Source organism: Rhodonellum psychrophilum GCM71 = DSM 17998 (assembly GCF_000381545.1).
GTDB lineage: Bacteria > Bacteroidota > Bacteroidia > Cytophagales > Cyclobacteriaceae > Rhodonellum > Rhodonellum psychrophilum.
Genome location: NZ_KB906673.1, coordinates 222326 through 247211 on the forward strand (window position 1 = coordinate 222326; position 24886 = coordinate 247211).

21 protein-coding genes are annotated in these 24886 nt (G+C 43.2%); 14 read left to right on the plus strand and 7 right to left on the minus strand.

All coding sequences use genetic code 11. The features are described 5' to 3' along the window. The first annotated feature begins 206 nt into the window (after nt 1-206). A complete protein-coding gene (locus F824_RS0101125; protein ID WP_026333420.1) occupies nt 207-1460 on the plus strand; it encodes a cystathionine gamma-synthase family protein in 1254 nt (417 codons plus the stop codon). 57 nt (nt 1461-1517) lie between these two features. Here F824_RS0101125 and F824_RS0101130 read toward each other — a convergent pair whose 3' ends face one another. From F824_RS0101130 to F824_RS0101140, 3 genes are all read right to left on the minus strand, one after another. After that, complete coding sequence (locus F824_RS0101130; protein WP_019596000.1) at nt 1518-2057, minus strand: GNAT family N-acetyltransferase; 540 nt, start codon at nt 2055-2057, stop codon at nt 1518-1520. 132 nt (nt 2058-2189) lie between these two features. Further along, on the minus strand, nt 2190-3266 hold the full coding sequence (gene prfA, locus F824_RS0101135) for a peptide chain release factor 1 (protein ID WP_019596001.1): 1077 nt from the start codon (nt 3264-3266) through the stop codon (nt 2190-2192). A 402-nt stretch (nt 3267-3668) separates the two neighbouring features. Further along, the gene (locus F824_RS0101140) at nt 3669-4262 is read right to left on the minus strand and encodes a pentapeptide repeat-containing protein (protein WP_019596002.1); all 594 of its coding nucleotides are present in this window, start codon (nt 4260-4262) and stop codon (nt 3669-3671) included. Nucleotides 4263-4483: 221 nt separating this feature from the next. On the opposite strand from F824_RS0101140, the gene F824_RS0101145 reads away from it, so the two are divergent. After that, on the plus strand, nt 4484-4726 hold the full coding sequence (locus tag F824_RS0101145; RefSeq protein WP_019596003.1) for a Kazal-type serine protease inhibitor family protein: 243 nt from the start codon (nt 4484-4486) through the stop codon (nt 4724-4726). Between the two features lie 19 nt (nt 4727-4745). Here the strand turns inward: F824_RS0101145 and F824_RS0101150 are convergent, their stop codons facing one another. After that, entirely contained in the window at nt 4746-5012 is a 267-nt protein-coding gene (locus tag F824_RS0101150; protein WP_019596004.1) for an acylphosphatase, read from the minus strand. Between the two features lie 16 nt (nt 5013-5028). After that, nucleotides 5029-5259, minus strand: a complete 231-nt coding sequence (locus tag F824_RS0101155; protein WP_019596005.1) for a hypothetical protein — start codon at nt 5257-5259, stop codon at nt 5029-5031. A gap of 64 nt (nt 5260-5323) precedes the next feature. Here F824_RS0101155 and F824_RS0101160 point away from each other — a divergent pair, with 64 nt between their 5' ends. From F824_RS0101160 to purU, 5 genes are all read left to right on the plus strand, one after another. After that, a complete protein-coding gene (locus F824_RS0101160; protein ID WP_019596006.1) occupies nt 5324-6424 on the plus strand; it encodes a vWA domain-containing protein in 1101 nt (366 codons plus the stop codon). A 1-nt stretch (nt 6425) separates the two neighbouring features. Then, nucleotides 6426-7952 (plus strand): P-loop NTPase family protein, encoded by a 1527-nt coding sequence (locus F824_RS0101165; RefSeq protein WP_019596007.1) that lies wholly within the window; start codon nt 6426-6428, stop codon nt 7950-7952. A 306-nt stretch (nt 7953-8258) separates the two neighbouring features. Continuing rightward, complete coding sequence (locus F824_RS0101175; protein WP_033405021.1) at nt 8259-9860, plus strand: ATP-dependent DNA helicase; 1602 nt, start codon at nt 8259-8261, stop codon at nt 9858-9860. A 331-nt stretch (nt 9861-10191) separates the two neighbouring features. Further along, on the plus strand, nt 10192-13119 hold the full coding sequence (locus F824_RS0101185) for a DEAD/DEAH box helicase (RefSeq protein ID WP_019596011.1): 2928 nt from the start codon (nt 10192-10194) through the stop codon (nt 13117-13119). Between the two features lie 117 nt (nt 13120-13236). Further along, on the plus strand, nt 13237-14091 hold the full coding sequence (gene purU / locus F824_RS0101195; protein ID WP_019596013.1) for a formyltetrahydrofolate deformylase: 855 nt from the start codon (nt 13237-13239) through the stop codon (nt 14089-14091). Between the two features lie 43 nt (nt 14092-14134). On the opposite strand, the gene alr is transcribed toward purU, so the two are convergent. Then, nucleotides 14135-15289 carry an alanine racemase gene (gene alr, locus F824_RS0101200; protein ID WP_026333423.1) on the minus strand — a complete coding sequence of 385 codons (1155 nt, stop codon included), beginning with the start codon at nt 15287-15289 and terminating at the stop codon, nt 14135-14137. 83 nt (nt 15290-15372) lie between these two features. After that, nucleotides 15373-16527 carry an amidohydrolase gene (locus F824_RS0101205; protein WP_019596015.1) on the minus strand — a complete coding sequence of 385 codons (1155 nt, stop codon included), beginning with the start codon at nt 16525-16527 and terminating at the stop codon, nt 15373-15375. A 203-nt stretch (nt 16528-16730) separates the two neighbouring features. On the opposite strand from F824_RS0101205, the gene F824_RS27675 reads away from it, so the two are divergent. The 7 genes from F824_RS27675 to F824_RS0101255 all read left to right on the plus strand — a co-directional run bounded on the left by F824_RS27675 (nt 16731) and on the right by F824_RS0101255 (nt 24845). Beyond that, a complete protein-coding gene (locus tag F824_RS27675; protein ID WP_169368192.1) occupies nt 16731-16907 on the plus strand; it encodes a hypothetical protein in 177 nt (58 codons plus the stop codon). Between the two features lie 165 nt (nt 16908-17072). Further along, nucleotides 17073-17735 carry a pseudouridine synthase gene (locus F824_RS0101220; RefSeq protein WP_019596018.1) on the plus strand — a complete coding sequence of 221 codons (663 nt, stop codon included), beginning with the start codon at nt 17073-17075 and terminating at the stop codon, nt 17733-17735. A 246-nt stretch (nt 17736-17981) separates the two neighbouring features. Beyond that, nucleotides 17982-18953 carry an AAA family ATPase gene (locus tag F824_RS0101230; protein ID WP_019596020.1) on the plus strand — a complete coding sequence of 324 codons (972 nt, stop codon included), beginning with the start codon at nt 17982-17984 and terminating at the stop codon, nt 18951-18953. Between the two features lie 188 nt (nt 18954-19141). Further along, entirely contained in the window at nt 19142-21955 is a 2814-nt protein-coding gene (locus F824_RS0101235; RefSeq protein ID WP_019596021.1) for a TonB-dependent receptor, read from the plus strand. A gap of 40 nt (nt 21956-21995) precedes the next feature. Beyond that, complete coding sequence (locus F824_RS0101240; RefSeq protein ID WP_019596022.1) at nt 21996-23408, plus strand: hypothetical protein; 1413 nt, start codon at nt 21996-21998, stop codon at nt 23406-23408. Nucleotides 23409-23494: 86 nt separating this feature from the next. Continuing rightward, nucleotides 23495-24067, plus strand: coding sequence for a hypothetical protein (locus F824_RS0101245; protein WP_033405025.1), 573 nt, complete (start codon nt 23495-23497; stop codon nt 24065-24067). Between the two features lie 478 nt (nt 24068-24545). After that, nucleotides 24546-24845, plus strand: a complete 300-nt coding sequence (locus F824_RS0101255; RefSeq protein ID WP_019596025.1) for a hypothetical protein — start codon at nt 24546-24548, stop codon at nt 24843-24845. The last annotated feature ends 41 nt before the right edge of the window (nt 24846-24886 follow it).

Below are 24886 nucleotides of genomic sequence, written 5' to 3' on the forward strand. Positions count from 1 at the left end.
TTTCCCCCATATTTTTTGGAGGCGGACCTCGTTATTCAAAAAGCCAAACAAAATTTTATTTGGGTAAAATGGAATAAAATATATTCCTGATCCATTTTTATAAAATAAAATCCATATATTTTTAAGTGATTCAAAATAATATTTTATGAGTCTTCTTGATTTTATTGGAAGATTTTATGTCATTTGCACTCCTAAACCCAAATGTAATGGACCAAAGAAATTTTCATCCGGAAAGTCTGATGATGACCCATGGATACAAGCCGGAATTGTCCGAAGGGGCGATCAAATGTCCTATTTTCCAAACCTCCACTTTCGTATTCAAATCTGCTGAAGAGGGCAAATCCTTTTTTCAGGTTGCCTATGGCAAAAGGGAAAAAGAACCTAACGAGGAATTGGGATTGATCTATAGCAGATTGAACAATCCGGATCTTCAAATTTTGGAAGAAAGACTCTGTCTTTGGGATCAGGCAGAGGAATGTGCTGTGTTTGAAAGCGGCATGTCGGCCATTTCGACAGTTATGCTGGAGTTTTTGCGGCCTGGCGATGTTCTTCTTTACAGCAAGCCCGTCTATGGCGGTACAGATCATTTCATCAATAAGGTTTTGCCACAATACGGAATTAATGGCATTGGATTTACAAGTTCCCAGTCATTGGAAGAAATCACCGAAATGGTAAAGTCCAAAGGGGCTGAAGACAAGGTCAAGATGGTATTTGTGGAGACGCCAGCGAATCCCACCAATACGCTGTTTGACTTGGAAGTTTGCCGAATGGTTGCTGACCAGCATTCCAGAAATGAAGATAAGGTGATCGTTTGCGTCGACAATACTTATATGGGCCCACTTTGGCAACATCCTTTGGCGCACGGGGCGGACTTGGTCGTCTATTCCGCCACCAAATATATCGGGGGTCATTCCGATCTTATTGCTGGTGCAGTATTGGGTAATGTATCGCTCATGAAGCGTGTAAGGACCCTTAGGACCTTTTTGGGAAATATGACTGGACCTTGGACGGGTTGGTTGCTGATGAGAAGTCTGGAAACTTTAAAGGTAAGGATGACCAAGCAGGCTGAAAATGCCGAGAAAGTAGCGGGATTCCTTCAAAATCATCCTAAGGTGGAAAAAGTCTATTACCTCGGAAATCTAATGCCTGGGGATCCTCAATATGCTGTTTTCAAAAAACAAATGACCTCAGCAGGAGCGATGTTGTCATTTGACATCGTCGGAGGAGAAAAGGAAGCCTTTTCTTTTTTGAACAATTTGAAACTTATCAAACTGGCGGTTTCACTGGGAAGTACTGAATCGCTTGTAGAGCATCCAGCGACCATGACCCACAGCGATGTAAGCGAGGAGGACAGAAATTTGCTGGGAATCAGTGAAAAACTGGTTAGGATTTCCATTGGAGTAGAGCATTATTCCGACATTATCTGGGATATTGAACAGGCTTTGGCCATCGATATCTAAAAACAAATGGTCTGGTTCAAAAGCGGGAAGGATTTCCCAAGAACCAGGCCGTTTGTTTTATGCGTGTTTTTCGACGTCATCGCGAATCATCACATATTGGAAAAGATCTCCAACTTCACCATTTTTTATATAGCCATGTTTCAAAATGGCTTCGGGAACATATCCGGCATTTTCCAACACCTTCATGCAGGCAAAATTGAAATCGTATACCTGCGCGTAAATCCTTTTGATTTCCGGAAATTTTTCAATCACGTATTCGCTATAAAGCTGGACCGCTTCAGTCGCGATACCCTTTCCCCAGAATGGTTCTCCGATCCAGAAGCCCAGCTCTAAATTTGTGCTCAATTCATTTTTCCCGATCTCACAGCCAATCGATCCTGCCAATTTGCCTTCAAACTCAATGGCAAAGTTTTGTGGGGGATTGAATTTTTGGTTGTGCTCGATCCAAAACCGTGCATCGTGAATCGTATAGGGCTGAGGATAACTGTCTTTGAGGTTCTTGGCTATATTTGGATTGTTGGCCAAGGGATATAAGCTATGGAAATGTCCATCTTGCCAAGAAACCAGACTTATGCTTTTATTTCCACTAATAATCATGCAGGTTGGTTTTAGTTTTCTTTAAGTTAACGCCCTTTTGTGATTTTCTGTACTAAAAACCAAAATATTACAGTTTAACGCCTAAAATTATTAGCATTCTGCAATTATTATCCTTCCTTTTTCAGCAAATGGCTATTCTTCCATGCCATTGGTCTTCATTTTATCCAGATTCTCTGCAAATCTCAGGGCGGAAATGAATTCCTCGATATTTCCTTCCATGAAATCGGGAAGGTTATAGACGGTTTTGTTGATACGATGATCCGTCACGCGGCTTTGGGAATAGTTGTAAGTCCGGATTTTGTCAGACCTGTCTCCACTTCCTACCATTGACCTTCTTTGTGCGCCCACGGCATCGTTGTGCCTGTTCAATTCAATTTCGTAAAGCCTGGAACGCAATACTTTCAGCGCTTTTTCAAAGTTTTTGATCTGGGATTTTTCATCCTGACAGGTCACGATCATTCCTGTGGGAAGGTGGGTAAGCCTTACCGCCGAATAGGTGGTGTTGACCGATTGTCCACCAGGACCGGAGGAACAGTAGGTGTCTTTTCGGATTTCATTCATGTTGATATTCACCTCGACCTCATCCATTTCTGGGAGGACGGCAACGGAAGCTGCGGAGGTGTGGACCCGACCTTGTGTTTCGGTGGCGGGCACGCGCTGTACGCGGTGGACTCCGGATTCATACTTCATCATCCCGTAGACATCAGGTCCCGTGATGGTGCTGATGATTTCTTTGTATCCTCCTGAGGAGCCAAAGGTTAGATCCAGTACGGTAAGCTGCCAGCCCTGTTTTTCACAAAAGCGTTGGTACATCCTGAAGAGATCTCCGGCAAAAATCGCGGCCTCATCCCCTCCGGTACCTGCCCTTACTTCCAGGATACAGTTTTTGGAATCATTTGGATCTTTGGGAATCAATTGTTGCTTGAGTTTTTCCTCCAATTCCTCTTGCCTGTTTTTCAACTCCTCGATCTCCGCCTTGGCCATTTCCCTAAAATCCGGATCTTTTTCCTTGTCCAGAATTTGCTTGGAGCTGGTGATGTTATCCAAAACCAGTTTGTACTCGTCATACAATTCCACAATTTTTTCCAAGTCCTTGTACTCTTTGGTTAGCTTGGTGTATTTGCCCATGTCCGACATCGCATCCGGCTGAATGATCAGCTGACCCACATCTTCAAATCTATCTTTGAGTGCTTGTAATTTGTCAAGCATATTGTTTTCTTTTTTTGATTGACAAAATTAAGAAAATTATCGAGAGTCGCAGGAGGAAACGAAAAATGAAGCCCTTTCCAAACTTGGGGGAACAGAGACTGAACGACTCTTGAACCCGAAATATGCATTAGGTTTCCAAATGGGATTGAAACTGAAAGAAAATCAGACTATTGGGAGAATAATTCCTGACTCCAATAGGGTGAAGTTAATAATAGTCAACACCCAATTGATTATCAGTTCATTACAATATTGAATAGCGTTTGTAATGCATAAAACGGGTTGAAAAAATCACTTGAAAAGGGCAGCAAACCTTTTTCAAAAATTCAGAGGTTTGCATTTGGGAATAAGACCTCTTGCGACCAAAATAACAACACTTTTAGCAATGGAGTATTGAATTGCAACCTATCCATCATTGGTGATCTCCAATTGGTGTTTGAATAACAAGCCTCCAAGGTTCAAGGCTGAAAATTTCGCCTTTTTCATTTTGTTCCTGTCGGGGTCAATGGCAAAATTATTGGCCGAACGAAAATCCGCTTTCTCCAGAATCGTGTTGGAAAACTTTGTCCCGCTCAGGTCACAAGCATCAAAAACAGCTTCTGTCAAATCCGTTTCCGTGAAATCCGTTTCTTTGAGTGAGCAACCTGTGAATTTGGTTTTTCGAAGTTTTGTGCCAAAAAAAGTGCAGTAATCCAGATAACAGTCTTGGAAACTGAAGGAAAACAGAAACCTGTTACATCTCGTGAAATCTACCCCAAGCAATTTGCATCCAATGAAAGTGGCATTTCTAAAACCCGCCCCTTCGATCAAAGCCATGGAAAGATTGCAGTTTTTAAAAGTACAATCCTCAAAATCATTGTCTCTCAAATCACTTTTCGCAAAATCACAAGTGATAAATTCACATTTGACAAACTCCCTGTTTCTCAGCTTTTTTTCAGCGTAACTTATATTGGAAAATGTTTTTTTCAGGTGAAGAATCGGATCTATTGAGGGATTCATTTGCGTTGGTTTTTGAATGCTGTCAAAAATAATCAATCGAAATTTATTTGAAGAAAATGCATGCAAAAGATTATTTTTTATTGAATCAGGAGCGTGAGTATTCGTGCTTTATCAGATTGACTGTGGGTGGAAAAGCCCCTTATCCGAGACCCGAGTGAAAAATCTGAAGAAATTGTAGCGTTTCTCCTCGGTTTTCCGTCTTTATAACAAATCGCAAATCCATGAAAAAGACATTGTCAATAATCATTCTGGCCATTTCAGGAATATTTTTAGCTTTCCAGTGTGAGGACCAGCAACCCAAGGAAATAGTGAACTGTATTGATCCCGCAAAAATCAATACTGAAGCAGTTTGTTATATGCTTTTTGATCCTGTCTGCGGCTGCGACGGAAAGACTTATTCCAATGACTGTCTGGCCACCAATAGCGGCGTAACCTCCTTTGTGAAAGGGGCATGTGAAAAGTAATACTTTTCGCCTTCGGGAATTAATACAGGATTGAGAAATCCGCATACCCCTGTTTTTCTCCCTCTTCTTCCCAAAGTGCCTCCACTTTTGCATTCGGAGGTCCTTTCCTCAGCCATTCTTCCATTGCCATCACGGCATAGAACTCACCTTCGATTTCTGTCAATACAGATCCGTCTGGCTCATTTTTGACCCAACCCTTTATCCCCAATTCCAGGGCTTTTTGTTGAGTACACTTTCTGAAAAAAACTCCTTGAACATTTCCGGTTACCCTTATTTTTTTATTCATCGCAATTGGTTTAGGATTATTTTTTTTCCAAAAGAGGCGCATCGTAGTCCTCATACCACTTTTCTTCGAAAGTATGTTTGACCTCCACATCGGCCGTCAATACTTTATAAACCATCCAAAGCACCATAACCGGTGAAATGGAAAACATAAATAGGATCAGTCCTGTGCTCAAATTCACCTGGACGGAGGTCACATAGATCAAGAGAAAGCCTGTGACCAGGTAGACGGGAAAGAGATAGTTTTTCATATATTTTCATATTAATCGTACAAGATTTAAACCAGTTTTCCCCTATTTTGGTTATGACCGTGTTATGAAAGGATTTAGATTTACACAATATATACCCCCGCAGGACCCTGAGAAAAATGCTTTCGAAAACCTGTTGAACATTTTTCTTCAATTGGTGACCATGACGGGAGGAGATGTGTCGGAGGCCCTCAATTGGCTGAGTAACCTGGACAAGCGCTACAAAATGACCAATCCGGAGTACGGCATCGGGGATTTTATAGAAGAGATGAAGTCCAAGGGCTACCTGACGGAAGAAAACCAAAAAGGTGGTTTCAAAATCACTGGCAAAGCGGAGCAAACCATTCGGAAGAGTGCCCTAGAAGAAATTTTCGGAAAACTCAAAAAAGCCAAGGGAGGAACCCACAAGACAACCCATTCGGGACAAGGGGAAGAAAAGGGAACGGATCGTCGTGCCTATGAATTTGGAGACAATCTGGATCAGATAGCCCTGACGGATTCTTTGCGGAATGCACAGATCAACCATGGACTTTCTGGGGATTACCTGTTGACGGAAGGGGATTTGGAAATCAATGAAAATGAATTCCGAACCCAAACCTCCACAGTCCTGATGATCGATATATCGCATTCGATGATTCTCTATGGGGAAGATAGGATCACCCCGGCCAAAAAAGTGGCCATGGCCTTGGCCGAATTGATCAAAACCCGATATCCAAAAGACACCTTGGACATTATCGTGTTCGGAAACGATGCTTGGCAGATTGAAATCAAGGATTTGCCCTACCTACAAGTCGGGCCGTACCACACCAATACAGTAGCGGGACTTGAACTCGCCATGGATTTGCTCCGAAGGAGAAAAAATCCCAACAAACAGATCTTCATGATCACCGACGGTAAACCAACCTGTTTGAAAGTCGGCATCAAATATTATAAAAACGCATTTGGTATCGACAGCAAAATTCTCAGCGAGACGCTAAAATTGGCTGCTCAATGCCGCAAGATCAAAATCCCTGTGACCACCTTCATGATCGCAACGGATCCCTATCTCAAGGAATTCGTCAAAGAATTCACCAAGGTGAACAATGGCAATGCTTATTACAGCAGTTTGAAAGGTCTGGGAGACCTTATTTTTGAAGATTATAAAAGAAACAGAACAAAACGTGTATAGCATGGACTATCAGAAATTGACAGCAAAAGAATTATTGAAAATAAAGACTTTGGGGGAATTGAAAGCGTCCGGCTACCAGCCCCGCTCGATCAAAGAAGAACTTCGCCAAAACCTCATCAAAAAAATCCAGAAAAAAGAGAATGTGTTCGAAGGCATTTGGGGATTTGAAGATACTGTAATCCCGGATATCGAGCGCGCCATACTCTCACGGCACAACATCAACCTTTTGGGATTGAGAGGACAGGCCAAAACAAGAATTGCCCGATTGATGACCCATTTATTGGATGAATATGTGCCAGTGGTGGATGGAGCAGAGTTGAATGACGACCCACTTCAGCCCTTGACTGCCTATGCGCATGACCTTATCGCCTCAAAGGGCGACCATACACCCATTTCTTGGTGGCATCGACACGACCGCTACACCGAAAAACTCGCTACCCCGGATGTTTCTGTTGCTGACCTGATCGGTGATGTGGATCCCATCAAAGCCGCTACACTGAAGCTTTCCTACAATGACGAAAGGGTGATCCATTATGGTCTGGTGCCAAGGTCTCACCGTTCCATTTTTGTGATCAACGAACTCCCCGATTTGCAGGCAAGGATTCAGGTTGCCCTGTTCAATATCCTGCAGGAAGGCGATATTCAGATCCGTGGTTTCAAGCTAAGATTGCCCCTGGACATCCAATTTGTCTTCACGGCCAACCCAGAAGATTACACCAATCGAGGAAGTATCGTCACGCCACTCAAGGACCGTATCGAAAGCCAGATCATCACGCACTATCCAAAATCCATCGAAATCGGAAAGAGGATCACTGCACAGGAAGCAAGACTGGACGGCAAGCCCTTGGACAAAATTCATGTTCCCGAATTGATGAAGGACCTGATCGAGCAGATTGCAGTTGAGGCAAGAAGTAGCGAATATGTGGACGAAAAAAGTGGCGTTTCTGCCCGCTTGACGATTTCCGCCTATGAAAACCTCATCAGTGCGGCAGAGCGACGCCTTTATCTGAACAACGAGGAAAGTACAGTCATCAGGATCGCAGATTTGATTGGCGTCATTCCAGCAATTACCGGAAAAGTGGAGTTGGTGTATGAAGGAGAACAGGAAGGTGCCGGTTTGGTCGCCTATAATTTGATTGGAAAAGCCATCAGGACCCTGTTCACGGATTATTTCCCATCACCTGAGCAGAACAAAAAAGAAAAATTGGCCAATCCTTATGAGGCAACGGTGGCATGGTTTGGGGAAGGAAATTCCCTGGACATTTTGGCTTCCCAAAATGACAAAACGTACAAATCCCTTCTGCATGGGGTTCCGGGACTTGAAACCGTCATTACCCAGACGGTGAAAAACCTTCCGGAAAGAGAAAAGGAGTTCTTCATGGAATTTGCACTCCACGGTTTGGCGGAGTACAGCCAGTTGAGCAAAAAATTGCTTGAAACAGGGATGCAGTTCAAGGACCTCTTCAGCTCCATGTTTGACATGGGCGCTCCGGACGATGACGATTTCGAAGAGGATGATGATTTGTAGCCAATTGAATCCATCAATCCATACGGCATAAACTTGCCGGGTTTTTGGAAATTTGGGCCTTGCTGGATTTAAAATCCAGCAAGGCCTTTTTTTGGCAGGAATATGCCGTCGATGTTTTTTTTGGATATTTTAGACCAGGCTTTTATGAAACAAAGTTTTTTTTCCAATGAAATTGCGTGAGATAAATTGGCAGCAAGATGTGAGTCTGGGCGGTAATAGGCTTTAATTTTAGGCTGTTTGTGGAGGCTGTCAATGGGAATCATTCAATTTCTCCTTACCTTGGGGGATTCATCAAAACCCAGTCGAATGTCCTCTTTTTCTTTGAAGCAGTTTTTTTATGACGAGTTTAAAAAGAACAATCTCGACACCGAAAACAAGGCATTTATTCAGGCTTTGGAGATTGCGCTTTTCTCCGAAAGATCCCTTTTTCTCACCGGAAGGGCAGGAACTGGCAAAACCACTTTCCTCCATACGCTAAAAAGAATCAACCTGGATAAAAATATGGCTGTGATCGCTCCTACAGGAGTCGCTGCCATCAATGCCAAGGGAAAAACGATTCACTCCTTCTTCAGGATTGATCCAAGGCAGCTCTTCCTGCCTGGAGATCCCCGGCTTCAGCCCAATGCCCGTGACAAAAAGACCTCCATATTCAAGACTTTTTCATTTGCAAAACCCCAATTGGATGTGATCAGAAGGCTCGACATCCTGATCATCGATGAAGTATCCATGGTCCGTGTGGAGCTTTTGGACGTGATCGATCAAATCCTTCGGGTATTCAGGAAAAAATTGCACCTGCCTTTTGGGGGAGTCCAATTGATTCTCATCGGAGATCCTTTCCAACTGCCGCCCGTGGTCCGAAATGAGGACTGGCAGCATTTGTCCCAACATTACAATACCAGGTTTTTCTTTGGCTCCCATGCCTTCAAAAGCCTGCAGCCCATTCATATCGAGCTTCAGAAAATCTATCGGCAAAAGGACGAAGAGTTCAAGGCCTTGCTCAACAGGGTCCGTGAATCTTCACACACCTTTGACGATATTGCCTTGTTGAACCAAACGGTCAAAAAATATTCCTTTGACCTTTTGGACCAGGGATATGTGTTGCTGGGAACGCACAATCAGACCATCGCAGAAATCAACAGCAAAAAGCTGGAAGAACTGAAGGGGACAGAACATCATTTTCCCGGGATAATCAAGGACAATTTTCCGCCGAACATGGCTCCTTTTGACCCGATGGATCTCACCTTCAAGGTGGGTGCCCAAGTAATCTTCATGAAAAACAACTCCTTTTTGGGCTATTACAATGGCATGATCGGGAAGATCACGAAGATCGAAAAGAATTCTATTCAGGTACAATCCATGCCAGGACGGATTTACGAGGTGGAAAGGGAGCTTTGGGAAAACGTGGAATTCAAATACAACGAAAAAGAGGATCATGTAGAATCCGAAGTGATCGGCACCTTTTCTCAATTCCCACTGAAACTCGCCTGGGCCATTACCATCCACAAAAGCCAAGGCTTGACTTTTGAACGGGCGATCTTGGACATCAGTCGCTCTTTCGAGTCCGGACAAGTCTATGTGGCCTTGAGTCGCTGTACAACTTTGGAAGGTTTGGTCCTGAAAAACAAAATCCAGTCCAATTCGGTGAAAACCAGCCCCGATTCAATCGAATTCGCCTTGCAAAAATCGGGAGACGCCTATATAGAGCAGGAACTTGAACATGCCCGGGCAATGGTCGCTGTAAAATATGCCTTTCAAGCTTTCAAAGTTGGGAATTATCCGCTTGCTGAAAGACTCTACGCTGAAATCCAAGGCATCCAGGACATTACGCTTTTTCCCAAATGGGAACAGTTTTTAAGAGTGAGAAAGTGGCTGCAATACAAAAACCAACTCAGGGCAATCCCAAAGTAAGAACAGCCGTTTTTCCCAAAAAACGGAAGAAATGATAATGTCATTGGCCATCGCATTCCTGGATGTTTGGGTGAAAATTGGTCGATTGGTTTACGGGCAGGAAAGAGCAATAAAAATCTATCCAAACCTCATTTTTTGCATAATTGGACTTTCCGGATGATTAAATTCTTCCCAACCTCTTATAATTTGTCTTATTTCTCCTATTTATTTCCCATTCTTTCTGGGAAAACCTCTTATTATAAATTTTATTGTTTAATTTTCGAGCTAGTTTAAATTCAAAAAAACTGTTGATTGGACAGTTTTGCTCCGTTGATTATTTTCCCAGAAAACTATGAAAGTTTCTTCCGAGAAGCCTTTTGAGATTGTATACTCCCTATTTAGCCACGAATACCTTGGATTGCTTTTCGAATCCTTTGTGATTCAGCTGGATGAAAAGGGCAGGCTTTCGTTTGCCCACCAAAATATTTCGCATGTCAATGCACCCGAGTTTGCTGCAGGTCTTGATGAGAAGGACTATGCACTGATTCAGTGGATGGATGAAATGCAACAGGATGCCTTGGTGAAAAAACTCAATACCAAGAAACTTAAAGCCAAGGAATATCTTCGGAAGATCTATGATGAAAAAACCGGAAACAAAACCATCCAAGAACTGATCGAGGTCAAAGTGGAAGGATTGAGGGCTAAGGTCCTTGAAAACCTCCAGGGAAAACGGTTGTTTGAGATGGGAAATGATGGCAATCCGATTTGGAGGGAAATTGAGATCATGCCGGAAAAAGCCAAAGTGCTTTTCCATTTCCGAAGAAATGAGGAAAACACGCATTATTTCCCAACCATCAAATACCGGGGAGAAAAACTGGAATGGCAATATCGGAATGGCTATCTGGTCTGTCACGACCCCGCCTGGCTTGTGGTGGACAACAATCTTTTTAGTTTTGCGAAAGGTGTGGATGGAAAAAAGCTACAGCCATTTCTGAACAAAAAATTCATTGTCATTCCCAAAAAAATCGAGCAACAATACTACAAAAAGTTTGTCACCCAGCTGGTGGCCTCCTTTGACGTCTATGCCCAAGGTTTTGACATCAAGGTGGAGAGAAGTCAGCCAGAACCAGTCCTGAGTCTCAGTGACCTTCCCGGAACTCCAAAAGTGGACTTGTTTGGCAACAAATTGGAAAATGAGGACGAAGACCAGATCGTTTTTGACCTCCAGTTCCAATATGGTGACTATGCGTTTCGCTCAGAAGAAAAGGCTTCCAACAATGTCGAACTCGAGGAATTGGGAAACAACTATGTTTTTCACAAAGTCATCCGTGACTTGGAAAAGGAAAAATCCTATGGAGATTATCTGAAGGATTTGGGTCTTCCGGTTAAATCTTCCCGTTTTTCCCTGACCAAGTCAAAAGCCTTTGGATGGATCAATACCCATAAGGACAACTTGGAAGAAATGGGGATCAAAATCCGCCAATCTGCCATTTTTAAAGGAAAACGTTACTTTATAGGCCATGCACACATCAGTGTGGAGGTAAAGGAAAACATCGACTGGTTTGATGTCAACGCTTTGATCCGGTTTGGCACCTACGAAATCCCGTTCTCCAAAATCCGGAAACTTTTGCTTCAGGGAAAATCGGAGTTTGAGTTGCCTAATGGAGAAATCGCCGTTATCCCCGAGGCGTGGTTTGTCAATTATTCAGAGATTTTCTCCTTTTTGGAAGATCAGGAAAAAAACGACCCAGTGTTGAAGTTGAAAAAACACCACATCGCACTGGCCTTGGAACTGCAAAACCACAACCTTGTCCAGCTTTCCCTGAGTAAAAAACTGGAAAAACTGAAGGACTTTGACACCATTGAAGACTATGATCTTCCTGAGACTTTTCATGGAACACTCAGACCTTATCAAAAAGCGGGGTACAATTGGCTGCGGTTTCTGAATGAATACCGGTTCGGAGGTTGCCTGGCAGATGACATGGGTCTTGGAAAAACTGTCCAAACACTGGCGCTTCTGGCCCACGAAAAACAAAGGACTTCAGGCGCGACATCACTCTTGGTGATGCCAACCTCCCTGATTTACAACTGGGAACTTGAGGCCAAGAAATTTACGCCTGAATTGAAGATTTTGGTCTATACCGGCACGCAAAGACTAAAAGACAACAGTCGATTTGCCAAATATGATTTGGTATTGACCTCCTATGGGATCACAAGGATGGACCTTTCACTCCTACAGGATTTTTATTTCAACTACATCATCTTGGATGAATCCCAGGCCATCAAAAATCCGGGAAGTATCATTTCCAAGGCAGTCAATGAGTTGAAATGCAAGCACAAACTCATCCTCACAGGAACGCCCGTGGAGAATGGCACCATGGATCTTTGGTCCCAGATGAATTTCATCAACAATGGACTTCTGGGCAATCAGAGCATGTTTAAAAAACAGTTTTTATTGCCGATTGAGAAAAAGAACGACCGGGACAAGGCCATCAAATTGAATGCGATGATCAAACCCTTTGTCCTAAGGAGGTTGAAAACCCAAGTGGCCACCGACCTTCCTGAGAAGGTTGTCAATGTGAAATATTCCACCATGACACCCGATCAGGAAAAGGCCTATGAGGAAGTGAAGAGCTATTACAGGGAAAAAATCGTCAATGAAAACAGTCTTCCGGGACTTAAAAACCAACAATTCATGCTGCTTCGGGGTTTGACCCAGCTGCGACAGATTGCCAACCATCCCCGCTTGACCAACAAAGACTATACGGGAGATTCCGGGAAACTGGAGGATGTGATCCACATGCTCAATGCCACGGCGAGTGAGGGGCATAAGGTTTTGGTTTTCAGTCAATTTGTTCGGCATTTGGCCATTGTGAAGGAATATTTGGAGGAAAAACAAATCCCCTATGCTTACCTAGACGGGACGACCAAGGACCGACAAGCACAGGTGGAATCCTTTCAGGAAAATGACAAAATCAAAATATTCCTGATTTCCCTAAAGGCCGGTGGAGTGGGTCTAAACCTAACCAAAGCGGAATATGTGTTCTTGTTGGATCCTTGGTGGAATCCTGCAGTTGAGTCACAGGCGATCGACAGGGCGCACAGGATCGGTCAGGAAAATAAGGTCATGATCTATAAATTTATTACCCACAATACTGTGGAGGAAAAAATTATGGCCCTGCAGGAAAGAAAAATGGCCCTTGCCGGGGAATTGATCAGTACCGAGGAAAGCTTCATGAAGACCCTCAGCAAGGATGACATTCAGGCATTGTTGGAATAACCGATTTTCGGTTGTTCCATTGTGTTTTTATTATCTATTTCATGCTTTTTTTGAAAATAATTTGGAAAAACAACATTCATTTTGGATATTTTTATTTTTGAATCCTAATTACTTCCGATGAAAACAGCGATTTTAATCATCCAATGCCCAGACCAAAAGGGGATCGTAGCGGCGGTTTCTGATTTTTTGTTTGTGAACAAAGGCAATATTCTTGAAATAGACCAGCATGTGGACCAAGCCATGGGGATGTTCTTTATGCGCGCAGCCTGGGAACTTGAAAGTTTTGCCTTGGCAAAAGAAGAAATTGGGACTGTTTTCTGGGAAAAGGTTGGGAAAGATTTTCGGATGGAGTACAATCTACATTTCAATTCCCCCAAACCAAAAATGGCCTTGTTTGTCTCCAAACTCTCCCATTGCCTATTTGATATCCTAAGCAGGTATTACTCCGGACAGTTTGAGGTAGAAATCCCCTTGGTCATATCCAACCATTTGGACCTGAAAGAAGTAGTGGACAATTTTGGAATTCCCTTTCACCACATCCCCACTTCCAATGCCAACAAGGCTGAGGCGGAAAAAAAACAATTGGATTTGTTGAAATCCCATGATGTGGATTTTATCGTGCTGGCCAGATACATGCAGATCCTGAGCGGGGATTTCATCCAGCATTATCCCAATCAGATCATCAATATCCATCACTCTTTCCTGCCGGCATTTGTCGGAGCCAAACCCTACCATGCCGCCTATGAAAGGGGTGTGAAAATCATTGGCGCCACCGCCCATTATGTGACTGAGGTATTGGATGCAGGTCCGATTATCGAACAGGACGTGGCACGGGTCAGGCACCACAACAGCGTTTCTGACTTGGTACAAATGGGCCAAGACGTGGAAAAAGTTGTCCTTTCCAAGGCCATTAGATATCATTTGGGGAGAAAAATCTTCCCTTTTGGGAACAAAACCGTGATATTTTATTGATCCCGAATCTGAAAATCAGTTTGAATACCAGATACCCCTATAATCAGGCAATGATTTTCCTTGGAATATCCTGAGGCAAGCGGGTCAGCAATTCATAATTTACCTGTTGTGTGGATTCTCCAAAGGAAGCTACCGTGACTTCTCCTTTTTTCTGTTTTCCGATCAGGACGACCTCGTCCCCTTTCCCGATCCCTTTCAGATCTGTAATGTCCACCGCAATGCTGTTCATCGTGACCGTTCCCACCACCGATACGAGTTGGCCGCCAATAAGTACCTTGCCCAAATTGCTCAACATCCTGCTGTATCCATGGGAATACCCAATCGGCACCAAGGCAATGGTCATGTTTCGCGGAGCCATATAACTGGAGCCATAGCCGATGAAGTCTCCCATTTTGACTTTTTTGGTGCTCATGATGGAGCTTTTCCAAGAAATGAGCCTTTTCAATGGGTTTTTGTTGTTTTCAGGCAGTTGTTTGAATTTGCTCATGTAGGTTTCCTGTGTCGGCCAAAAGCCGTAAGAGGCAATTCCGATCCGGACCAAGTCCATGATTGTTTCCGGATAATTCAAAGTAGCTGCAGAACAGGCTGTGTGGTACTTTTCAAATTTGATTTGCTTTTCGACAAACCAATCTTTGAATTGGTGGTATCTTTTGATCTGATCCATAACCCGCACATAATTGCTGATGCTTTCCGCACCGGCATAATGTGTACACAGTCCTTTTAAGTCCAGAAATTCAAGGTTGTTTTTGAGAAATAGTTCGAGTTTTTCCCTTTCTTCCCATTCAAATCCCGTCCGGTGAAAACCGGTCTCTACCTCGATATGGATTTTGGCCTTCACACCGATCTTTCTTGCTACCTCTGTAGCGGCGTTCAATCTGTCGAATTCAAAAACGAAAAAACCGATCCCCTTTTTGATGATTTCTTCCAGGTCCTCATTGGCGAGCATCCCCATGATCATGACTTCGCTGTTTTTTTTGCTGCTTTGGTAAACCCGGAGGGCCTCATCTGAGCTAAAAGTGCTGAAATGTCTGATGTTGGCCGCTTCTGCGATTTGGACGATATTTTCTATTCCGTGACCGTAGGCATTTCCCTTTACCACAGCCGAAATCGTGGGTCCCGGACCTACTTCCGACCGTATAAATTGAATGTTTTTTTTGTAGGAGGATTTACTGATTTCAATGTAAGAAGTGTGGTTCATAAAGGGATTTAAATAGGGAGAATTGCTGTTCCAGGAATTCCGGTGAACCAAGTGGTTCATTATTGGAAGATTGCGTTTTGATTTTAGGATTGGGTTATTTCTGGTTTGCCGTGGATTTGTGCCATGATTTCCAAAAACATTTGGATTCCTGTAGGGATAATTTCATCTGGAAAGTCAAAATTGGGTTCGTGGAGTTGCGGTTGTTTTTTGCCTGATCCCAAGCCGAAGAGCAGGGTTTTGGTATAATCGGAAAATAAGCCGAAATCTTCCGACCAGCGGAAAGGAACCCGAATATGTTTGGTTTTCAACTTCAATTTTTTGGCGGCTTCATTTCCCAAATGCCAGGCGTCAGGATCGTTGTGGGTGGCGGCAAAAGATTCGGTATAGGTGATTTCAAATGTCAGTCCGTATTCCTTTGCGATCAAAGCGATGAGTTTTTCGGCGTAACCAACCAACTTATCCCTTGTTTCATTGTCAAAGGATCTCAGCGTGGCCATCACCACCGCTTCCCCTGGCGTGGTTCCGAAGGCAACATTTCCAAGCTGGGCATGGCCAACGGTCACCAATGTGAATTTTTTCATGGCATCCGGAAGTCTTTCCAAGGCCAAAATAATTTTGCACATCGCTTCAGCGGGGCTGTTTCCAGCCTCTGGGTGGGCAGAATGGGAGGTTCTGCCATGCAATTTGACAATCATTCCCACGGAAGAAGCTGCAAATGCACCTTTCTTTATGATGACCTGATTCAGTTCGTATCCAGGAAGATTATGGAGGGCAAAGGCATAATCGGGCTTGATCTGTTGAAACTTGGGGTCTTTCAGGATGGCCGCTGCGCCTTCCCCGGTTTCCTCAGCAGGCTGAAAAAGCAGAACCACTTTCCCTTTTTGTGGTCGATTTTTGGACAATTCCAAACCCAATCCGGATATGATGGCCATATGTCCATCGTGCCCACATACATGGGACTTTCCGGGAAGTGTTGAAATATGGGGAATGTCGTTTTTCTCCTGGATAGGCAAGCCATCCAACTCGCAGCGGTAAAGCGAAACAGGACCTTTTTCCAAACCTTCAAATACGAATGCAATCCCCTCACCTCCTAGTTTTTCGATGATTAGATCGGGCTTCAGGGGTATAAAAAATTCCTTTATCCTTTTAGAGGTTTCAATTTCCTGGCCGGAAACTTCTGGGTTTTTGTGCAGGGTTTTGCGGAGCGCCAAAAGTGATTTAAGGTCTGTTTGCTTCATGTGCTTTGGGTTAAAATCAAAAAAGGAGATGCTTTTAATGTAATAATGACAAAATAATGGTTGGAATTGTTCCTTTTTGGAAAATTTAAGAACGTTTTAAAAAAGGAAATTTAAATCTTTGCTATTCAGTGGCTAAAAAAAATTGGCGAAAATCCCTGAACTTTTATATCTTGAATTTTGCTAATCCCCAAAACAAAGGCCTTATGAATACAGAACAAACCACCGCTTTGGACACTGAAATAGAACGTCTGGAAGGGTCCCTTACCGGAGACATGTTTCAGGACATGGAAATCCGTGATCAGATCCATAATCTAAAAATGCAACGCATGGGCGTCAAACCGATGGACAGCCATTTTGATTGCATAGGATGTGGGAGTTGATCGGCTGAAAAAACATATTGAGGGTCCTTAAGATTGCATAAAAGGCAAGATTTCGACCCTCTTTTTTCTCGATTCCACAACGATTCTTTTTTTGAACAAATCCATTTCTGTTTTCCAAATCCATTTCCTGATTGTAATCAAAATTTTTGCCCCTTTCTATCACAAATGTCCAGTCCTCGTTATTTTATTCTTTACAAACCCTTTGGAATCCTTAGCCAATTTAGCGGCGAAAAGGATTCCTTGAAAGAAGTTTCGGATTTCCCGAAAGAGGTCTATCCCGTCGGCCGATTGGACAAAGACAGCGAAGGTTTGCTCTTGATTACAGATGACAAGCCGCTGAACCACCACCTGCTCAATCCTCAATTTAAGCACCAAAGGACTTATTTGGCACAAGTAGATGGTATTCCTTCACCTGAGGCGGTCGATGCTCTGGAAAATGGGGTGGAAATCAATGTGGATGGAAAAATGTATGCCACACAAAAAGCAGAGGCCCGATTGTTGGAGGAGGAACCGCAATTGCCTCCAAGAAACCCACCGATCAGATACAGAAAAAATGTTCCCGACAGCTGGATTGAGTTGAAGTTGACCGAAGGAAAAAATCGGCAGGTGCGCAAGATGACCGCAGCGGTCGGATTCCCGACTTTGAGATTGGTTCGCTGGTCGATGGAGGAGCTCACCATCAGTGGATTTGATGTGGGAGAAGTCCGGGAATTTTCCCAGGAGGAAATCTATCGACTGTTGCATCTTCGGGTAGGGCAATTGTCGGAAGGTAAAAAAACCACAAATTTTAAATTTATTGGAAAATCTGCCGTTAAAAAGAAAAGGTGAAAAATAGCCAGATTCTTGGCTGCATTTTACCACTGATAAATTACCCAAAATAGGTATTGGGATAGCATCTATTTTATTCTAATTTTGGCACCAATTCATTTTCAATCCTATTTCAAAGGAGACCATTCAGAAAATGGGTTGTTACTGGGCAATCCGTCCCGTTCCCAAAGGATAAGCCTTTTGGATTCCGTACCTTTGGGCATTCTTCTCACTTTGTGAGCATTCCAATCAACCAATAACCAAACCATGCATCAACAGAAAATTCAAGAGGTAATAGAAGAAGTTAGGAAAATCGTCGTTGGTCAGGACCGGATGGTCAACAGACTTTTGATCGGTCTTTTTACCAATGGTCATATTTTATTGGAAGGCGTTCCTGGATTGGCGAAGACATTGACGGTGAACACACTGGCAAAAGTGCTTCACCTTGATTTCAAAAGGATACAATTCACCCCGGATCTTTTGCCTTCGGATTTGATTGGAACGATGATCTACAACCAGCAGGAAGCTGATTTTAAGGTCAAAAGGGGTCCGATTTTTTCCAATATTATTTTGGCGGATGAGATCAACCGTTCTCCGGCCAAGGTTCAGTCTGCCTTGCTGGAAGCCATGCAGGAAAAACAGGTCACCATTGGGGAAACCACGTACATGTTGGACAGGCCTTTTTTGGTTTTGGCTACGCAAAATCCGGTGGACCAAGAAGGAACCTATCCGCTTCCGGAAGCCCAAGTAGATAGATTTATGATGAAGGTCCATATTGACTATCCTTCCAAATCAGATGAATTGGAAGTGATGAGAAGGATGGCAAACATGCATTTTAAATCCGAAGTCAACGCGATACTCACCAAGGAGGATATTTTTGCAATTCGTTCCCAGATCAATGAAGTGAAAATCGCAGAGCCTTTGGAAAACTATATCATCGAATTGGTATTTGCGACAAGATTCCCTGAAAAATACGGATTGAAAGAAGAATCCAAGTACATCCAATTTGGCGTTTCGCCTAGGGCCAGTATAAACCTCAACCTTGCTGCAAGGGCTGTTGCTTATATGGACGGAAGGGATTATGTATTGCCTGAGGACATCAAGGAAATCGCCGAAGATGTGCTCAATCACAGATTGATACTCAATTATGAGGCTGAAGCGGACCGGGTCAATAGCCGCGATCTGGTCAGGATTATTTTGGACAAAATCCCCATTAACAAAAGCGTAACATTGAAATAAGCTTCATTCCAAAGAAATAGCGATTTAAATTGATTCAAATCCATTGCTCAGCCATCACAATATTAAATTATTGTGATGGCTGAAACTTTTTAAATACCCCCTAATTAATGAATTGATAATTTTTACTACCCTATCAGTTAACATTCTCTTCTGACCTTTGTGGTGTTCGTAAAAACACGTATTTCCACATGAAGAAAAATCTTTGTTTATTGCTGTTGACCTTCTTTTTCGCATTGGGACTGCAAGCCCAATCCGGAAGCATAAGAGGAGTCGTATCGGATGCTGCATCCGGAGAAACCATCATCGGAGCCAATGTCAGATTGGAAGGCACCAGTCTTGGTGTGGCCACCGGCTTGGATGGTGATTTTGAAATCACCAGAGTCGAGCCAGGGAGTTACACCTTGGTGATCTCATTCATTTCCTACAAAAGCATTCGATTTGAAGACATTCAGGTAGTGGCAGAAAAAGCCACTGTATTGAATGTAAAATTGGAAGAAGATCTTGGGGATTTGGGAGAAGTGGTCGTCATGGCCACCCGGGAAACAGGCTCGAATGTGGCCATTGTTTCCGAAATCAGAAAATCCCTTCAAGTAGTCAGTGGCATCTCTGCTGACCAAATCAAGCTTTCACAAGATGGCAATGCCGCCCAAGTGATGAAAAGGGTTTCGGGTGTTACCATCGTCGACAATAAATTTGTAAGAGTAAGGGGTGTGGATGACCGATACAATGTGGTCATGATCAACAATGCCATTGCGCCGAGCACCCAAGTGGATAAGAGAACTTTTTCTTTCGACCTGATCCCAAGCGAAAACCTGGACAGGATGATGATCTACAAATCCCCTTCTCCGGAAGTTCCTGGAGATTTTGCCGGCGGATTGGTGAAGGTTTTTACCAAAAATGCCCCTGATGAGGACTTCATCAATTTTGGAATGGGAGTTGGTTTCAGAAACGGGACTTCACTTCAAGACTACAAGCAAACAAGAGGCTCTAAAACAGATGTTCTCGGATTCGATACTTCCAGGGATTTGCCAAAAAATTTCCCAACTACCGATCAATTGTTAAACGCCTCAGGAGGCAGTCCACTCAGAGCAGAAGCGGGAAGGCTTTTGGACAATAATTATGGGGTGAACACCAGTACTGCATTGCCAAACCTAAGTTCGGGCTTGTCATTCGGGAAAAATTGGAGCCTTGGAGGCAAAAGACTCTCCACCGTTACAAGTTTTACTTGGGCCCAAAACCAGCAATATTATCAAGCCGAAAGAAACAGATATTTCTTCCCAGTGCCGGGCGCGATCACTGAAAAAAGGGATGAGTACTTTGATGATTATTACTCCAAAAGCAACGAAGTGGGGATCATGTCCAACTGGCTTTTGAGATTGAACAAGGACAATAAAATCGAATTCCGAAATCTCTTCAACCAAACAGGTTTGAACGAAACCGTCCTTAGAGAGGGCAAAGATTTTGTGCAAAGAACTGAAGGTGCAAGGGATTATGCTTTCCGCTATGAATCCAAACTGATCTATTCAGGTCAACTGGAAGGAACACATTTTTTCAACGATGAGCAAACCAAGTTGAATTGGGTTTTGGGAGGCAATTACATGTACCAAGAAGAGCCTGATTTCAGAAGGTTGAGGAGTTATTTCAGTACTGAAGGTTCAGAAGGACAATATGTAATCAATGACCCTCCAGCGTCCAGTCCCCAGGATTTGGGCAGGTTTTATGGTTACCTCAAAGATTATGGCATCAGCAACGGCGTCAATTTCGAGAAAAAATTCAAAGGTGTAGAAAAAGACAGACCAAGGATTTTGAGAGCAGGGTATTTGGTGGATTACAAGGCAAGAAATTTCAATGCCCGCTACATCACAACATACTATCCAGGTTTTCACGAAACTGGTTCTAAGGAGAATTTAATCCGTCTCCCGATAGACCAATCCTTCGCTCCTGAAAATTACAGAAACAATGATGGCTGGTTGATTCAGGAAGGTACCCGTCCGACAGACAGTTACGATGCTTCCACTTTGGTGTCTGCAGGGTACATTGGTGGAGTGTATCCATTGGGAGCATTTAACTTTTCCGGTGGCGTAAGAACCGAATACAGCATCCAGCAACTTGACAGTCGCAATGATGGCGGATTGGTTCGAGTGGACAAAAGAGAGCTGGCAGTGCTTCCTTCCTTCAACATGGATTATAACATCAACAAAAAATCCTTGATCAGAGGGGGCTATGGAAAGACGTTGAACAGGCCGGAATTCAGGGAATTCGCTCCTTTTCTTTACTACAGTTTTGAATACCTCGCTGGTTTCTTTGGCAATCCAAATCTGGAAATGGCACGGATCGACAATTTTGATCTCCGGTATGAATTTTACCCGAATGAGGGAGAAACATTCAGCTTCGGCGCGTTTTACAAATTCTTTGATAAGCCTATCGAAACGGTTCAGCAGAACGTAACGGAACAACTCCAGTTTACTTATGCCAATGCCGTGGATGCGAGGGTATATGGAGTTGAGTTGGAAGCGAGAAAGGCATTCAGTTCCTTTACATCAGCCCCCTTTGTGAGAGATCTTTCATTCAATATCAATGCTTCCCTGATTTGGTCGGAGGTGTTTTTGGGGGATGATGTGTCTTTTCAGGATAGCAGAAGGGCATTACAAGGCCAATCGCCTTATGTTGTGAACGCCGCATTGTACTACATCAATCCAAACAGTAATGTCCAAATAAGCGCGGCTTATAATGTGACCGGTCCAAGAATCTTTGTGGCAGGAAATGCCAACAATCCCGAGATCTATGAAATGCCAAGACAGGCAATTGACTTGACCGTCTCCAAGACTTTCCGTGACAGGACCACCTTCAAGTTTGGTGTACAGGACCTACTTAATTTCCAATATCGTTTTTACCAAGATTCAAACTTCGACAGGAAAATCGACACCAAAGTGGATGATCCCATGTACCTGTGGAAAAAAGGAAGCCTTTTCAGTGCCTCTCTTAGCTACAGGATTAAATAGCAAAAACATTACTTAACCAATTACTTAATTGACATTAAAAATGAAAAAGACCCTGAAATTCGCTGCTTTTGCGGCATTGCTGGCCTTCTCTTTCTCTTGTGGAGAAGACAACCCAACACCCGTTACACCGGAACCGGAAGAAACCCTTGTAGAACTTATAGGTGACTTGTCGACCAGAACACTGACTGCTGACAAGCAGTATTTGTTAAAAGGACAAGTATTTATCCAAACTGGCCAAACGGTCACTATTCAGCCAGGAACAGTTATCTACGGCGAGAAAAGATCAAAAGGCACATTGATCGTAAACAGAGGCGGTAAATTGATTGCAAGAGGTACAAAAGCACTTCCTATCATCATGACCTCCGCACAGGCTCCAGGTGAAAGAGACCGCTCTGACTGGGGTGGCTTGGTGATCTTGGGAAGGGCTAAAACCAACCAGGCGAATCCAGCTGTGGAAGGAATCGATCCTGTCGCCAATTTTGGTGGAGAGGATGATGCTGACAGTTCCGGAGAATATGAATTCCTTAGAGTGGAATATGCAGGAATTGAATTGACGCCAAACAATGAAACCAACTCCATCACGATGGGTGGTGTTGGAAGAGGCACATTCATGGAACACCTGATGGTATCCTTTGGTGGAGATGACGGATTTGAATGGTTTGGCGGTACAGTGAATGGAAGATATTTGATTTCCCATTCTACTTGGGATGATGATTTCGATGTAGATTACGGTTATTCAGGAAATGTTCAGTTTGGTTTGGCCGTAAGGAATCCTTTCTATGCGGATCAGTCTCAGTCAAATGGCTTTGAAACCGACAATGGACCAAACGACAATGACGTGCAGCCATATACCACCGGAACCTTCTCCAACATCACGATTTATGGACCAAGAGACAGAGTCGGAAGATCAATTTCCGGAAACAACTTCCACGGAATGGATATGAGAAGAAGAACTGCGGTTTCCATTGCCAATTCAGTTATTGCAGGTTTCCCTGTAGGCTTGAGGTTCAATACTGCTTCGGTCACCCAACAGTACCAATCTGGTACAGGAGTATTGACAAACAATATCCTGATCAACCCAAATACGGACTATGCAGCTGGTGGTGGTGCTGATGTGGCCAATGTAAAAGCTTATTGGGAATCCAAAAACACCTCTGTTTCACTTCCTGCAGCTGATGGTCCATGGGAAGCTTTCTACAGAGGATATGGTCTGAACCCAGACAATTTCTTTGCAAAATATACCGTAGCCAATTATCCAAACAATCCCAACTTTTCTTTGGTGGCAAATGGAACACTCTTGACGGGAGCTTCTTTTGAAGATGCTAAATTTTCAGAAGCCACAAGAACTGCTTTCTTTGACAAGAATGTTCCTTTCGTTGGTGCATTTGGCACAACGGATTGGACGGATGGATGGGCTGAGTTCTCTCCATTGAATATTGTTTACGCAAAATAAGATTTCTTAAACCTAGTGAAAGACTTGTCATTGGCTTGATGCCAATGGCAAGTCTTTTTATCTTTATCCCTAAATCTCAAAAAGCAATGAAATTCCTATTTCCAATCCTTGCTGCCCTGATGCTATTGGTTTCTGCTTGTTCTACTGAGAATAAATACGAGGCCGACAAGCATTTAACAGAAGTGGAAAAAAGCCAGCTCTTGTTGACAACCATTCGTTATATGGGGCACCTTCCAAAAAAAGGTACCCAAGAAAATAAGTTTGATGCGGATTTTGATGAACACTACAGCACGCTTGCCAAAGAGTATACAGTGGAAGCATATCATCAAAAAGATGATTATGAATATGTATTGACCACCAGGATCGCCCCCTCCCTAAAAGAGAAAAAAATAGCAATCGGAGTCAAAATGCAAAGAAATGCCAATGGCGAACTCACCTACTATGAAGAGGTTTTTAGGACCTGGAAATTTGAAGTACCCGAAATGAAAGAGAAGGGCTTTATGCTTTTTGATAAAATGGTGAAAGGCGAAGACCTGAGCCCCTACTATCCACAAAATTCCGGAAAAGAAGAATTTATTGAGTTTCCCGACCAGAAAGTAACTTTCGACATCAAGGAAAGAAGATGGATAATGAAGGGAATGGACCTATTTGAAATGTGATTTTTTTAATTTCAAAATAAAAACCCCTCTGATTATACTTCAGAAGGGTTTTTTATGTATTGCCCCTATTTCAACCCGAAATACGCATTAGGCTTACTATGGATATTGGGACCGAAAGAAAATCAAACCATTGGGAGACCAATTCCTGAAACCGATATGGTGAAGTCAATAAAAGTCAACAACGGACCAATTATCAGACAAATACAGTGTTGAATGGCAGTCGCAATGTATAAAACGGATTCAATCGAGGCCCGAGGTTCTAACTTTCATCAGCACTGTTGTCTATCCATATTGGCTCAATACTACCGATGAATCTTTCTACATTGGATATTATTTGCTTCCATGCCTAACCGATTGATTGGAGATGGAACAGTTACAATGCATTTTGAGATTTCGATCAAAAATTCCGTCAAGAGAATTTTCCCAATCATAAAAAAATCAATTTCACCTTAAAATTGATTACTTTTCTTGTGTGAAAATGCTGCCGCTCTTATTGCTCCTTTATGTGCTGTTTTTGGCCTCGGCGCCATTGCATGTGGAGGAGGATTGCCATCATGACAGTATTACAATGGAACAGGAAGCGGCGGATGACCATGAAAATCACCATTGTTGCAATCCTTTTGGACCTTGTCAAACCTGTGCAGCAGTTTATTTCCCCAACGCATTGACAGCTACCTGCTCGGAGATTTTAGATTTGAAAAGCATTCCTCCCATTTATCCATTTTTTTCCATTCCGGAAATCTCCTTCTCCATTTGGCAACCACCAAAACTCGGTTGAACCCGTTTTATGCATTACGAACTCAATTCAAGATTGTAAGT

What these genes read in the sequence shown, in the direction of transcription:
- F824_RS0101140 (WP_019596002.1), bottom strand. Translation starts at nt 4,262, where the DNA reads ATGAATCCCTCAATAGATCCGATTCTTCACCTGAAAAAAACATTTTCC.
- F824_RS0101205 (WP_019596015.1), bottom strand. Translation starts at nt 16,527, where the DNA reads ATGAAGCAAACAGACCTTAAATCACTTTTGGCGCTCCGCAAAACCCTG.
- F824_RS0101125 (WP_026333420.1), top strand. Translation starts at nt 207, where the DNA reads ATGGACCAAAGAAATTTTCATCCGGAAAGTCTGATGATGACCCATGGA.
- F824_RS0101155 (WP_019596005.1), bottom strand. Translation starts at nt 5,259, where the DNA reads ATGAAAAACTATCTCTTTCCCGTCTACCTGGTCACAGGCTTTCTCTTG.
- prfA (WP_019596001.1), bottom strand. Translation starts at nt 3,266, where the DNA reads ATGCTTGACAAATTACAAGCACTCAAAGATAGATTTGAAGATGTGGGT.
- F824_RS0101185 (WP_019596011.1), top strand. Translation starts at nt 10,192, where the DNA reads ATGAAAGTTTCTTCCGAGAAGCCTTTTGAGATTGTATACTCCCTATTT.
- F824_RS0101245 (WP_033405025.1), top strand. Translation starts at nt 23,495, where the DNA reads ATGAAATTCCTATTTCCAATCCTTGCTGCCCTGATGCTATTGGTTTCT.
- F824_RS27675 (WP_169368192.1), top strand. Translation starts at nt 16,731, where the DNA reads ATGAATACAGAACAAACCACCGCTTTGGACACTGAAATAGAACGTCTG.
- F824_RS0101220 (WP_019596018.1), top strand. Translation starts at nt 17,073, where the DNA reads ATGTCCAGTCCTCGTTATTTTATTCTTTACAAACCCTTTGGAATCCTT.
- F824_RS0101160 (WP_019596006.1), top strand. Translation starts at nt 5,324, where the DNA reads ATGAAAGGATTTAGATTTACACAATATATACCCCCGCAGGACCCTGAG.
- purU (WP_019596013.1), top strand. Translation starts at nt 13,237, where the DNA reads ATGAAAACAGCGATTTTAATCATCCAATGCCCAGACCAAAAGGGGATC.
- F824_RS0101255 (WP_019596025.1), top strand. Translation starts at nt 24,546, where the DNA reads ATGCTGCCGCTCTTATTGCTCCTTTATGTGCTGTTTTTGGCCTCGGCG.
- F824_RS0101130 (WP_019596000.1), bottom strand. Translation starts at nt 2,057, where the DNA reads ATGATTATTAGTGGAAATAAAAGCATAAGTCTGGTTTCTTGGCAAGAT.
- F824_RS0101150 (WP_019596004.1), bottom strand. Translation starts at nt 5,012, where the DNA reads ATGAATAAAAAAATAAGGGTAACCGGAAATGTTCAAGGAGTTTTTTTC.
- alr (WP_026333423.1), bottom strand. Translation starts at nt 15,289, where the DNA reads ATGAACCACACTTCTTACATTGAAATCAGTAAATCCTCCTACAAAAAA.
- F824_RS0101230 (WP_019596020.1), top strand. Translation starts at nt 17,982, where the DNA reads ATGCATCAACAGAAAATTCAAGAGGTAATAGAAGAAGTTAGGAAAATC.
- F824_RS0101175 (WP_033405021.1), top strand. Translation starts at nt 8,259, where the DNA reads ATGTCCTCTTTTTCTTTGAAGCAGTTTTTTTATGACGAGTTTAAAAAG.
- F824_RS0101240 (WP_019596022.1), top strand. Translation starts at nt 21,996, where the DNA reads ATGAAAAAGACCCTGAAATTCGCTGCTTTTGCGGCATTGCTGGCCTTC.
- F824_RS0101145 (WP_019596003.1), top strand. Translation starts at nt 4,484, where the DNA reads ATGAAAAAGACATTGTCAATAATCATTCTGGCCATTTCAGGAATATTT.
- F824_RS0101235 (WP_019596021.1), top strand. Translation starts at nt 19,142, where the DNA reads ATGAAGAAAAATCTTTGTTTATTGCTGTTGACCTTCTTTTTCGCATTG.
- F824_RS0101165 (WP_019596007.1), top strand. Translation starts at nt 6,426, where the DNA reads ATGGACTATCAGAAATTGACAGCAAAAGAATTATTGAAAATAAAGACT.